The 11534-nt window shown below is 72.7% G+C and carries 10 protein-coding genes; 4 read left to right on the top strand and 6 right to left on the bottom strand.

The genetic code is table 11. From position 1 onward, the window contains the following. Positions 1-323 precede the first annotated feature (323 nt). Both OZN99_RS16140 and OZN99_RS16135 read right to left on the bottom strand, forming a co-directional pair. On the bottom strand, positions 324-770 hold the full coding sequence (locus OZN99_RS16140; RefSeq protein ID WP_270936284.1) for a hypothetical protein: 447 nt from the start codon (positions 768-770) through the stop codon (positions 324-326). Continuing rightward, on the bottom strand, positions 767-1237 hold the full coding sequence (locus OZN99_RS16135) for a hypothetical protein (protein WP_270936283.1): 471 nt from the start codon (positions 1235-1237) through the stop codon (positions 767-769). The genes OZN99_RS16140 and OZN99_RS16135 overlap by 4 nt, the downstream gene beginning before the upstream one ends. A gap of 184 nt (positions 1238-1421) precedes the next feature. Between OZN99_RS16135 and OZN99_RS16130 the strand changes: the two genes are divergently transcribed. Further along, a complete protein-coding gene (locus OZN99_RS16130) occupies positions 1422-2066 on the top strand; it encodes a S24 family peptidase (protein WP_270936285.1) in 645 nt (214 codons plus the stop codon). Positions 2067-2190: 124 nt separating this feature from the next. On the opposite strand, the gene OZN99_RS16125 is transcribed toward OZN99_RS16130, so the two are convergent. Beyond that, positions 2191-4152 carry a lysylphosphatidylglycerol synthase domain-containing protein gene (locus OZN99_RS16125; RefSeq protein ID WP_270936282.1) on the bottom strand — a complete coding sequence of 654 codons (1962 nt, stop codon included), beginning with the start codon at positions 4150-4152 and terminating at the stop codon, positions 2191-2193. Next, positions 4149-5768: a lysine--tRNA ligase gene (locus OZN99_RS16120; protein WP_270936281.1), complete on the bottom strand. Its 1620-nt coding sequence runs from the start codon at positions 5766-5768 to the stop codon at positions 4149-4151. The genes OZN99_RS16125 and OZN99_RS16120 overlap by 4 nt, the downstream gene beginning before the upstream one ends. Before the next feature lie 88 nt (positions 5769-5856). Here OZN99_RS16120 and OZN99_RS16115 point away from each other — a divergent pair, with 88 nt between their 5' ends. Both OZN99_RS16115 and OZN99_RS16110 read left to right on the top strand, forming a co-directional pair. Beyond that, positions 5857-6474: a carbonic anhydrase gene (locus OZN99_RS16115; protein WP_270936280.1), complete on the top strand. Its 618-nt coding sequence runs from the start codon at positions 5857-5859 to the stop codon at positions 6472-6474. A gap of 74 nt (positions 6475-6548) precedes the next feature. After that, positions 6549-7559 carry an aspartate-semialdehyde dehydrogenase gene (locus OZN99_RS16110; RefSeq protein WP_270936279.1) on the top strand — a complete coding sequence of 337 codons (1011 nt, stop codon included), beginning with the start codon at positions 6549-6551 and terminating at the stop codon, positions 7557-7559. A gap of 55 nt (positions 7560-7614) precedes the next feature. Here the strand turns inward: OZN99_RS16110 and OZN99_RS16105 are convergent, their stop codons facing one another. Further along, positions 7615-8148, bottom strand: coding sequence for an SRPBCC family protein (locus tag OZN99_RS16105; protein ID WP_270936278.1), 534 nt, complete (start codon positions 8146-8148; stop codon positions 7615-7617). Beyond that, positions 8145-8510, bottom strand: coding sequence for an ArsR/SmtB family transcription factor (locus tag OZN99_RS16100; protein ID WP_270936277.1), 366 nt, complete (start codon positions 8508-8510; stop codon positions 8145-8147). The genes OZN99_RS16105 and OZN99_RS16100 overlap by 4 nt, the downstream gene beginning before the upstream one ends. Before the next feature lie 169 nt (positions 8511-8679). Here OZN99_RS16100 and OZN99_RS16095 point away from each other — a divergent pair, with 169 nt between their 5' ends. Further along, positions 8680-11463: an ATP-dependent DNA helicase gene (locus OZN99_RS16095; RefSeq protein ID WP_270936276.1), complete on the top strand. Its 2784-nt coding sequence runs from the start codon at positions 8680-8682 to the stop codon at positions 11461-11463. The last annotated feature ends 71 nt before the right edge of the window (positions 11464-11534 follow it).

Here is an 11534-nt window from a genome sequence, read left to right as displayed (position 1 = left end):
GCGGCGCGCGCGCTCCACGGCGCGCAGCCGCGCGGCGCGCCCGGCATCCTCGGCCGCGGCCTCGGTCTGCGCCGCGGTCTGCGCGACGGTCTCCGCCTGCGCCGTCTCGGGCGGCGCTTCGACCACCACTGGCTTCGGCGCGCGGAACAGGCCACCCATGCGCAGGTCCTTCGGACTGGAAGAGAGGGGAACCGCCCCGGGCGGCCCAAAAAGGCGAAGGCCCGCCGGGCTGTGCCGGGCGGGCCTTCGAGGTTCGGGGAGACCGGGGAGGAGGATGCCGCGGGACGCACTTCGCCCCGTGGCCCAGCCGGTGTAGCGGGGGATCAGCCGGCGGTCAAGATTTTTTTCCTAGACTGGCGGGATTCCATGCCGCCCAGTGCCCGGAACAGGCCGTAGGGCGTCAGCGCGAAAGGCGCGCCGGGGCCGAGCAACGCGCGGCACAGCCCGACACAGGTGAGCGGCGACAGCGTCGGGATGGCACGGGCCTGCGCGGGCGCGGGCGCGAAGGGCCCGAGCACGGCCAGCCCGGCGCGGCGGTAGAAGGACGGCAGGTCGAAGCCCGCCGGCACTGGCAGCCGCGCCACCATCAGGCGGCCGGAGAGCGGCTCCAGCACTGTCCAGCCGGCCTCGTCGCCGATCGCGGCGAAGCAGTGGCGGAAACCGCGCCGGAGCAGACGCAGCCAGGGCTGGTCTGCCTCGCCGCCGAAGGCGAGCCAGATGCGCTGGCCACCGCCCTCCGCATCCAGCCGGCGATGTGCCAGGCGCGTCACGTGCGACGGCCCGGGAAGGCGATGACCTCCGCGCCGTCGGCGGGAGCCGCGTTGGCCACGACGCCCCGCGCCGTCCCGGGGTCGAAGCCCCGCGCCGGCCCGGCGACGATGCCCTTCTGGCGCAGCGGGAAGTCCAGCCGTTCCATCGCCTCGCGCCACAGCCGCAGGTCGCCGCGCTCGGCGGGGAAGCGGGGATTGGGCGCGGTGCCGCGCTCGCCCCAGATGCGCAGGATGCGGGCATGCTGCAGGTCGATGCGCCGATGCCGGTAGAGCCGGTCCAGGCACTTCACCACGTCGTCGGGCTCGCAGGGGCGCATGACGGCGCCGCGGGCAGCGGACAGGCGCGCGCCGTCGCGGCGGGCCGTCAGGGCCGCCATGGTCCAGAACCAGGCTTCCTCGGCGGAGGCGAAGGGCTCGGCCTTGGCGAGGCAGGCGAGGACGGGGGAGCGGGTGGGGGCGAGGGGCACGGGGGGATTCCTTCCTCGGTATCGAACGAAACAGGAACATACCGACGTTAACCTGTTCTACCCGTGGTTGCAAGGCAGAAGTTCCTATTGCGTCGCGACTCGAAACCTAGGATGTGATGCCCAGGGCGATGTGCCATGATCGGGTGCGACTCGGCGGGTCGCGGCGGAAGGGCTGGCTTCGATGATGCGGCACGAGGATGTCTGGCGGGCGATCGACGCGCTGGCTGCGGAGCATGGGCTGTCCGCCTCCGGCCTGGCGCGCAAGGCGGGGCTGGATCCCACCGCCTTCAACCCCTCCAAGCGGACCGGGCCGGACGGGCGGTCGCGCTGGCCCTCGACGGAGAGCGTGGCGAAGGTGCTGACGGCGACCGGCACGGGGATCGAGTCCTTCGCCGCGCTGGTGACGGGCGCGCCGGCCCTGCCGCGCGGCCGTGCCGCGCCGGGTCGGCGGATCCCGCTGATCGGCCTGGCGCAGGCCGGCGCCGAGGGCTTCTTCGACGATGGCGGCTATCCCGTGGGCGGTGGCTGGGACGAGATCTCGGTGCCCGACGTGCCGGACCCGAACGCCTATGCGCTGGAGATCAGCGGCGAATCCATGGAGCCGGTGTTCCGCGACGGCGACGTGGTGATCGTCTCCCCGGCCGCGCCGGTGCGCCGCGGCGACCGCGTGGTGGTGCGGACGAAGAAGGGGGAGGTGATGGCGAAGGAGCTGCTGCGGCAATCCGCGCGGCGCGTGGAGCTCGCCAGCCTGAACCCGGCGCATCCGGGCTTCACCTTCGGGCTGGACGAGCTGGCATTCATGCACAGGATCGTCTGGGCGAGTCAGTAGGTATTGCCCTCAGGCGCCGGGCGGCCGCTCCGCGGCCTTGGCTCGCGCCTGCGGCATGTCGCTCCGCGCCAGCGGCAGCCTTGTGCGCGGGGCCGCATTCGCGGCCCGGGAAGGACGGGTCGCGTTACCTCCGCGCCCCCGCCGTCGGCTCCTGCGCCGGCAGCAGCGCCAGCAGCTTCTCCAGGTCCTTCTCCGCGCGGCAGGCCAGGTAGCGCTGCGGCTCGCCCGGCGGCGGCGGGTCCAGCGGGAAGGCGGTCAGCCCGATGTCGCCATAGACCCGCAGCAGCGCCGGCGAGACGCGCCAGAAGGCGGCATCCACCTCGGCGCGCTCGCAGATGTCGCGGAAGCGCCAGATCGCGGAGATGCGGTCGCGTTCCTCGCCCTCCGGATCGCCCAGCGCCATCCAGATGCCGTCGCGCTTCACGAAGGCGAAGCCGGCGCGCCCGGCCTCGCCGAACACCGCGCCATCCGCCTGCGCCGGCGCCGCGCCGCCCAGCGCGCGCAGCCGTGCCCGCGCCTCCTCCGTCCAGGGCTCCGGCCGCAGCTTCACCGGGCGCAGCAGTCGCACCATGCCGACAAGCAGGAACACGGCGGCGAGACCCACTGTGAAGCGCAGGCTGTCCGGCGCCATGGGCGAGACCACGACCTCCAGCCAGCTCTCCTCCGCAACGCGGCCGCCATAGGAGACGGTGGCGAGCAGGATGGCGCAGAAGCCCACCACGGCCATGGGCACCAGTGTCCCGCCGGCCAGCGGTTCCCGCATCAGCCTTGCGTCGCGGTAGAAGCCGCTGCGCATCGCCGCCAGCAGCACGGCCACCAGCGCGAAGCCGCCGGTCACCGCCCAGTGCTCCTGCCGCAGCAGGCAGATCAGCACGCCGTTCAGCAGCAGCAGGATGGCGAAGCCCCAGGCGATGGTCAGCCGCCGCAGCAGCCCATAGGCCATCACCAGCAGCAGCGAGCCGACCACCGAAGCGGCGAAGTGCGAGCCGAGCGCGGCCTCGGGGCCCGCCCAGATCTCCACGGCGCTGCCGCGCGCCGGCAGGGCGCCGATGAAGATCAGCACCGTGCCGGCCAGGCCGACCAGGCTGGCGATCGCCGGCACTTCCAGCGCGTCGGCCACGCGCTGCTCCGCGGTCAGCTTCGCCAGCGCGTGCCGGCGCTGCGCGATCTCGAAGCCGGCGAACAGCATGCCGGCCAGAAACAGCGGCACGATGTAGTAGTAGAGGCGGAACACCAGCAGCGCGCCGACCACCTCGGCCGGCGACAGCCAGGGCTGCAGGCCGATCAGGATGGCGGTGTCGAACACGCCGATGCCGCCGGGCAGGCTGGCCGCGATGCCGGCGATGTAGGCGGCGATGTAGATGCCGAGGAAATGCAGGAAGGTCAGGTTCTCGGCCGGCGGCAGCAGCGCGTAGAAGATCATCGCGGTCACCGCGACGTCCACACTGGCCAGCACCGTCTGGATCACCGCCATGCGGAAGCCCGGCAGGTCCACGTGGTAGCCGAAGATCACGACATGGCTGCGGATGCGCGACATGGTGACGTAGGCGATCACCAGCGCCCAGCACACCAGCCCGAGCCCCTGCATCAGCGCATGCGGCACATGCTCGCCGAGGCCCGGTACCACCTCCGGCTCGATCACCAGCACCAGGCCGCCCAGCGCCAGCCCGCCCAGGCCGAAGGTCAGGCTGGTGAAGGCGACGACCTTGGCGATGGCCAGCGGCGGCAGGCCCCAGGCGGCGTAGAAGCGGTAGCGCACCGCCGCGCCCGAGACGGCCGCGAAGCCGAGGTTGTGCGCCAGCGTGTAGGCGCAGAAGGACGCGAGCGAGGTGCGCGCGTAGCTGACCGGATGCCCTGCATAGACGCTGCCCAGCCGGTCGTAGATGGTCAGCACGGCGTAGGCCAGAACCGTCCAGCCCGCCGCCTTCCAGAGCGTCGCTTCCGGGATCGCCGCCAGCGCGTTGCGCACGTCGGCGACCGAGAGGGTCCGGAACTCCTTCTGCACCACCCAGATCGCGGCGGCGAGCAGGACCAGACCGAAGACGGTCATGCCGTGCCGCTTGATGAGGGGCAGGTAGGCCCTCATGCGGTTGCAGGATCCCGCGCCAGCGCCGTCTCGATCAGCCCGATGGTGCCGGCGATGCCGTAGAGCGCGACGAAGCCGCCGAAGCGCGGCCCTTCCGGCTGGCCCAGCAGCACCTGATAGAGCGCGTTGAACCAGGCGCGGGAGACACCGGGGCGCCCGCCATCCTTCGCCGGTTCCAGGAAGGGCTCGCGCCGGCCGGCGTCGTAGACCAGGTCCTGGATCGCCTTGGCCCGCTCGTCGGGCGGCATCCGTTCCAGCTCCTCGATCTGGTCGCGCAGCATCGCGGCCAGCGCGCGCATCGCCTCCGCCTCCTGCGGCGTCGCGGCGCGGTGGCGCTTCTCCGGCGCGACGCGGTCTCGATAGTAGGCGACGGCGCGCTCGATCAGGCGCGCGACCAGCGGGTGGCTCTCCGGCGTGATGTCTGGCGCGTAGCGGTGCAGGAAGCCCCAGAGCATCTCGGGGTTGTCCGCGTTGATCACGCTGGCCAGGTTCAGCAGCATGGTGAAGGAGACCGGCGAGCCCGGGTCGTTGGTCGGCCCGGCATGGATGTGCCACGCCGGATTGTCGGGCGAGGGCGCCATGCGCAGCCGGTCCAGGTTCTGCACATATTCGTCGGTGGCGCGTGGGATCACGTCGAAGAACAGCCGCTTGGCGCGCTGCGGCTGGTTGTACATGAACTGCGCGAGGGATTCGGGCGGCGCGTAGTGCAGCCATTCCTCGATGGACAGCCCGTTGCCCTTGGACTTGCTGATCTTGGTGCCCTGCTCGTCCAGGAACAGCTCGTAGGTGAAGCCGATCGGTGGCTCGCCCCCCAGCACGCGGCAGATCGCGGAGGACAGCTTCACGCTGTCGATCAGGTCCTTGCCCGACATCTCGTAGTCCACGCCGAGCGCATACCAGCGCAGCGCCCAGTCCGCCTTCCATTGCGCCTTGCAGTGGCCCCCGGTGATGCGCGTGCCGAAGCGCTCGCCCGTCTCCGGGTCGCGCCAGACGAGCTCGTCGAGGCCCGGCCGCACCTCCTCCATCGGCACCTGCATCACCACGCCCGTCTTCGGGTGAATCGGCAGGAAGGGCGAATAGGTGGCGCGGCGATCGGGGCCGAGGGTGGGCAGGATCACCGCCTTCACCTCCTCGTGCCGCTCCGCCATGCGGATCAGCGCCGCGTCGAAGCGGCCGGACCTGTAGTAGTCGGAGGAGGAGGCGAATTCGTAGTCGAAGCCGAACTGGTCCAGGAAGGCGCGGAGCCGGGCGTTGTTGTGGTGCCCGAAGCTTTCATGCGTGCCGAAGGGGTCGGGGATGGCAGTGACCGGCTTGCCCAGGTGGGTCGCCAGCATCTCCCGGTTCGGCACGTTGTCCGGCACCTTGCGCAGACCGTCCATGTCGTCGCTGAAGGCGACCAGGCGGCTGGGCAGGCCGGTCAGCCGGGTGAAGGCGTTGCGCACCCAGGTGGTGCGGGCGACCTCGCCGAAGGTGCCGATATGCGGCAGGCCGGAGGGGCCGTACCCCGTCTCGAACAGGGCCGCGCCCTTGCCGCCGGCCTGCACCCGGGCGGCGACCTTGCGGGCCTCCTCGAAGGGCCAGCCCCTTGCGGCGGCATAGTCGGCGGCATCGGACATGGAACGAGCGGATTCCCTGGAAGGCGATGATCGGGCCTTATAGGCAGCGCCGGCGGGGCACGCGACCCTGCTGCGTGGAGGAGGCACAATGGCCCAGGCCATCGCACGCCTGACGCCGGATGAAGCGGCGGCCAGGCTGCTGGAGGGCAACCGCCGGTTCCTGGCGGGCGAATTGCCGCCGACCCTCATGCAGCCGGACCGCCGGCGCTTCGTCGCGGGCGCCCAGAACCCCTATGCCGCCATCCTCTGCTGCGCCGACAGCCGGGTGGCGCCGGAGATCCTGTTCTCGGCCGGCCTTGGCGACCTCTTCGTGGTCCGCAACGCCGGCAACACGGCGGACCCCGCGGCGACCGGCAGCCTGGAATACGCGGTGGCCAAGCTCGGGGTGCCGCTGATCGGCGTGATGGGCCATGAGCGCTGCGGCGCCATCGCGGCCGCCGTCGCCGTGGTAGAGCGGGATGCCCGCTGGCCTGGCGCGATGGAGGACATGATCGCCCCCATCGTCCCGGCCGCCATCGCGGCCTGCCGGCACGGGGCGGAGGACCGGCTCCAGGCCACTGCGGACGAGAACGTCCGCCGGGTTGTCGGGCACCTGCTGACACGGTCGCAGATCATCGCCGAAGCCGTCGCGGAGGGGCGGCTTCGCGTGGCCGGTGGCGTCTACGATCTCGAGGAGGGGCGGGTCAGGATCGTCGTGCGCGCCTAGCTCGCAGGCTTGGTCTGCCCAAGGTTTTCGCGCTATGCGTGCCGCCCCTGCGTGGGAATGGGAGCAGCCTGACGATGCGTGTCGGCGTGATCGGCGCCACCGGTGCGGTGGGGAAGGAGCTGGTGGAGGTCCTGGGGCGGCGTCGCTTCCCGGTGACGAAACTCCGCCTCTTCGCCTCGGGCCGCAGCGCGGGCACGCGCGTCGCCACGCCCTTCGGCGAGATCACGATCGAGGAGTTCACGCCGGAGAAGGCGAAGGACCTCGACCTCGCGCTGCTCGCGGTCTCCGGCGACTTCGCGAAGCAGCACGCCCCCGCGCTGGTCGCGGCCGGCGTGACGGTGGTGGACAATTCCTCCGCCTTCCGGCTGGACGCCGACGTCCCGCTGGTGGTGCCGGAGGTGAACGCGGCCGCCGTCGGCAATGCCCGGCTGATCGCCAACCCGAACTGCACCACCGCGATCCTGGTCGTCGCGCTGGCGCCGCTGCACAAGGCCTTCGGGATCAAGCGCGTCATCGTCTCCACCTACCAGGCGACCAGCGGCGCCGGCGCCGAGGGCATGGCCGAGCTGGAGCGCGAGACGAAGCGCGTGCTGGTCGAGGGCGAGAAGGCCCGCAACGAGGTCTTCGCCCATCCCATCGCCTTCAACGTCATCCCGCACATCGATAGCTTCCAGCCCAACGGCTACACGCGGGAGGAGATGAAGGTCGTCTGGGAGACCCGGAAGATCATGGGCCTGCCCGACCTGCCCGTCTCCTGCACGGCCGTGCGCATCCCGACCATGCGCGTGCACGCGGAAAGCGTGACGATCGAGACGGAGAAGCCCGTCACGCCGGAGGCAGCGCGCGAGGTTCTGCGCAACGCGCCGGGCGTGAAGGTGGTGGATGACCCGGCGAACAGGCTCTACCCGATGCCGCTGACGGCGACCGGCCAGGACGATTGCGAGGTCGGCCGCATCCGCCAGAACCTGGTCTTCGGCGACCACGGGCTGGACCTGTTCGTCTGCGGCGACCAGCTGCTGAAGGGCGCGGCACTGAACGCCGTGCAGATCGCGGAGCGGGTGCCGGCGCTGAAGGCGGCGGCGTAGCGGCGCGCCGCCAGGCTCCGCCCGGTCACCCGGGCGGAGCGGCGGGCGGCGCCCGTCAGCCCGGCAGGCGCGCGTCGTACTCCGCCTGCAGGCGGCTCCAGCCATCCCAGAAGGGCGCGGGCTCCACGCCATCGGCGCGCGCCGCGAGCACATCCAGGTGCATGTGCCACCCGGCGCTGACCTTGAGCATGGTGGCGCGGTCCGGCAGGCGCCGGTGCACCAGCGTGAGCAGCACCTTGTTGCCGACCGGCTTCAGCTCGAAGGCGACGTGGCCGGCCTGGCCGAAGGTGAAGGCCAGGCGGTGTGGCGCATCCACCTCCGTGATCCGGCTCGTCATCCGGTGCTCCGCGGCGAACTCCGGCGGGCGCGTGCCGGGCGGGGTGGTGAGCTCGTCGTTGCGCCACACCAGCTCGAACTCGGCCCCGACCTCCAGCTCCATCGTTCCGGCCGCCAGCCAGCGCCGGCGCAGGTCGCTGTCCGTCAGGTATGCCCAGACCCGCTCGATCGGGCCGGGCAGCAGCCGCTGGATGGTGAGCGTCGTGGGCTCGGTCAATGCGCCATAGGCGTCCAGCGTCACCGCATCCGTCATCGGTCGTCTCCGTCCTGGGTTGGGGGGTGGCGGGCATCCTCCTCTCGGAGGACCTGTTCGAGCGCATCCAGGTGGTCTGTCCAGAAGCGCTCGTAGTCGCGGAGCCAGCGGTGGGCGGCGGCGAGCGACATGGCATCCAGGCGGCACCAATGGGTCCGGCCGCGCACCTCGCGCCGGACCAGGCCGGCCCTCTCCAGTGCCTGGATGTGCTTCGAGGCCGCCGCGAGCGAGATCGGGAAGGGACCGGCAAGCTGGCCGACCGTCCGCTCGCCCGAGGCGAGGTCGCGCAGCATCTGCCGCCGTGTGGCGTCGCCGAGGGCGTGGAAGACGGCGTCCAGCTGCCGGGTCTGTTGCTCAACCATGTGGTTGAGAATAGCCGGTCGCGGCGAACATTCAACCGATTTGTTGAATGACGCCGATCACAGGACCGGCACACCGCGCAGGGCTGCCGGTGTGCCCCTTCCCCCTTTGTTCGCGCCGCTATCCGGGCCAGATTGCCCAGGTGACTCCGCCCCGCGCCGCCATCCCCGCATGATCGGCCCGCGCGCCTCCGGGGCCACCCAGCCTCGCCTGCTGCTGCCCGAGGCGCCTGCGCTGGTCGCCGGCTTCGGCCGCGGCGCCCTGCTCACCGCCGATGGCGAACTGCTGACGCTGCCGGCGGCCGAGATCGGTCGGCGCCTGCGCGACAGCCCGCCGCCCCTGCTGGTGCATGCGCCCGCCACCTGGAAGCGGCTCGGCCTGCCGCCCATGCCGGCCTGCGACCTGCTGGAACTGCTCGCCTTCTGCCGTCCCGCCCAGCCCGCCGCCCCCACCCCGCGCGGGCTCGCCATCGCGCTGGACCGCGATGCGCCGGCGGATGACGAGGCCGCGGCCGCCCTGCTGCCGGAGCTCGCCACAGACCTGCTGCGCCACCTGGCCGCGGCCCGGCTGAACCCGCTCAACCGCGACGCGGCCATGCTCGCCGCGAAGCTCGGCGCGGAGATCCACTGGCCCTGGACCGACTCCGTCCTGGCCGCGCTCGGCCAGCCGGACGCCCGCCCCTCGCTTGACCCGCTGAAGGTCTGGCGCCGCCTGCCGGACTGGGAGGACGAGGCCCCGCCCCCGCCGCCCGCGCACCAGCCGGTCACCCCCGCCGAGGCCCGCCGGCGCCTGGCCGAGATCCTGGGCGAGGATGCCGAGCAGCGGCCACAGCAATCCGACTACGCCTCCGCCGTCGCCGGCGCCTTCCAGGCGCGGGAGGCGCGCGGCGTCCCGAACCTGGTGCTGGCCGAGGCCGGCACCGGCACCGGCAAGACGCTGGGCTATGTGGCGCCCGCCTCCCTCTGGGCGGAGCGCAACGGCGCGCCGGTCTGGATCTCCACCTTCACCCGCAACCTGCAGCGCCAGATCGACCAGGAGACGGCGCGCCTCTACCCTGACCCGTCGGAGCGGCGCCGCCGCGTCGTCGTGCGCAAGGGCCGCGAGAACTACCTCTGCCTGCTCAACATGGAGGAGCAGCTGGGCGCGGCGCAGATGGCGGGGATGCTGCTGCCGCTGGCGCTCGTCGCGCGCTGGGCGCTGTTCACGCGCGACGGCGACCTGATGGGCGGCGACTTCCCGGGCTGGCTGGCCGAGCTGTTCGGGCACCATGCCGTCTGGCCGCTGGCCGACCGGCGCGGCGAATGCGTCCACTCCGCCTGCGGCCACTACAAGCAGTGCTTCGTGGAGCATTCGATCCGCCGCGCGAAGGGCGCGACGCTGGTGGTGGCGAACCATGCGCTGGTCATGGTGCAGGCGGCGCTTGGCGGCGGCGAGGACGGCAAGCCGCTGCGTCTGGTCTTCGACGAGGGCCACCACCTGTTCGACGCTGCCGACGCCGCCTTCAGCGCCGACCTGACCGGCGGCGAGACGGCGGAGCTGCGCCGCTGGCTGCTGGGCGCGGAGGGCGGCCGGTCCCGTGCGCGCGGCCTGGCGCGCCGCATGGAGGAGCTCGTCGGCGATCGCCCCGACCTGCTGATGCCGCTGGAGGAAGCGTTGCAGGCCGCGCGCGCCCTGCCCGGTCCCGGCTGGCCCTCGCGCCTGACGGAGAACGACCCGCGCGGCGCGACGGAGGCCTTCCTGCACGCCGTGCGCCGCCAGGTGCTCGCGCGCATCGCGGATCAGGATGCGGGCTACGGCGTCGAATGCGACGTCCATCCGCTGAACCCCGGCGTCCTGGAGGCCGCTGCGGCGCTCTCCGAGGCCTTCGCCCGCCTGCAGGCGCCGCTGCAGACCCTGCGCGACCGGCTGAACGCGCGGCTGGAGGACGAGGCTGAGGAGCTGGAGGTCGGCGACCGCATCCGCATCGAGGCGGCGGTGCGCGGCATCGAGCGCCGCGCGCTGATGCCGCTGACGGCCTGGGGCGCGATGCTGCGCGCGCTGCGCGACCCGCCCCGCGCGCCCGGTCAGCGCCCGGAGATGGTGGACTGGTTCGCCCTGGAGCGCCGCGAGGGACGGGAGGTGGATGCGGGCATGTTCCGCCACTACCTCGACCCGACGCAGCCATTCGCCACCACTGTCGCCGCGCCGGCGCATGGCGTGCTGATCACCTCCGCCACGCTGCGCGATTCCGGCGACGAGGCCGATGACCCGGACAATGCCTGGCGCGAGGCGGAAGCGCGCACCGGCGTGCCGCACCTCGCCGCGCCGGTGATCCGCGCCGCTGTGCCCTCGCCCTTCGACTACGGCGCGCGCACCCGCGCCCTGGTCGTCACCGACGTGGCGCGGGAGGAGTTCGGCCAGATCGCCGCGGCCTATCGCGCGCTGTTCCTGGCCGCGGGCGGCGGCGGGCTTGGCCTCTTCACCGCGGTGCGCCGCCTGCGGGAGGTGCATGGCCGCATCGCGGAGCCATTGGCCCAGGCCGGCATCCCGCTCTACGCCCAGCATGTGGACGCGATGGACAACGCCACGCTGGTGGATGTCTTCCGCGCCGAGGAATCCGCCTGCCTGCTCGGCACCGATGCGATGCGCGACGGCGTGGACGTGCCGGGCCGTTCGCTGCGGCTGCTGGTCTTCGACCGCGTGCCCTGGCCGCGCCCGACCATCCTGCACCGCGAACGCCGGCTGCACCTGTCGGAGGGGCGGCCCAAGGCGCATGACGACGCGATCGCGCGCCACCGCCTGCGCCAGGCCTTCGGCCGGCTGGTCCGCCGCGCCGACGACAAGGGCGTCTTCGTGCTGCTCGATGCGCGCTGCCCCTCGCGCCTGCTGGCCGGCCTGCCGGACGGGGTGATCGTGCAGCGCGTCGGGCTGAAGCAGGCGGTGGAGGTGACGCGCGACTTTCTGGCGCAGCCCTGAGGCCGCCGCGCCTCCGCCGACCGCGTCCGGCACCGCGCGCCGCCGCGGTCACGCCGTCGCGAGCGCGCGCC

The organism is Falsiroseomonas oryzae (assembly GCF_027856955.1).
In the GTDB taxonomy this organism is placed as follows: domain Bacteria; phylum Pseudomonadota; class Alphaproteobacteria; order Acetobacterales; family Acetobacteraceae; genus Falsiroseomonas; species Falsiroseomonas oryzae.
This window is presented reverse-complemented; position numbering and strand designations above follow the sequence as displayed.

Coding starts and splice junctions, on each gene's coding strand:
- OZN99_RS16130 (WP_270936285.1), top strand. CDS start 1,422: ATGCGGCACGAGGATGTCTGGCGGGCGATCGACGCGCTGGCTGCGGAG.
- OZN99_RS16125 (WP_270936282.1), bottom strand. CDS start 4,152: ATGAGGGCCTACCTGCCCCTCATCAAGCGGCACGGCATGACCGTCTTC.
- OZN99_RS16120 (WP_270936281.1), bottom strand. CDS start 5,768: ATGTCCGATGCCGCCGACTATGCCGCCGCAAGGGGCTGGCCCTTCGAG.
- OZN99_RS16115 (WP_270936280.1), top strand. CDS start 5,857: ATGGCCCAGGCCATCGCACGCCTGACGCCGGATGAAGCGGCGGCCAGG.
- OZN99_RS16110 (WP_270936279.1), top strand. CDS start 6,549: ATGCGTGTCGGCGTGATCGGCGCCACCGGTGCGGTGGGGAAGGAGCTG.
- OZN99_RS16105 (WP_270936278.1), bottom strand. CDS start 8,148: ATGACGGATGCGGTGACGCTGGACGCCTATGGCGCATTGACCGAGCCC.
- OZN99_RS16100 (WP_270936277.1), bottom strand. CDS start 8,510: ATGGTTGAGCAACAGACCCGGCAGCTGGACGCCGTCTTCCACGCCCTC.
- OZN99_RS16095 (WP_270936276.1), top strand. CDS start 8,680: ATGATCGGCCCGCGCGCCTCCGGGGCCACCCAGCCTCGCCTGCTGCTG.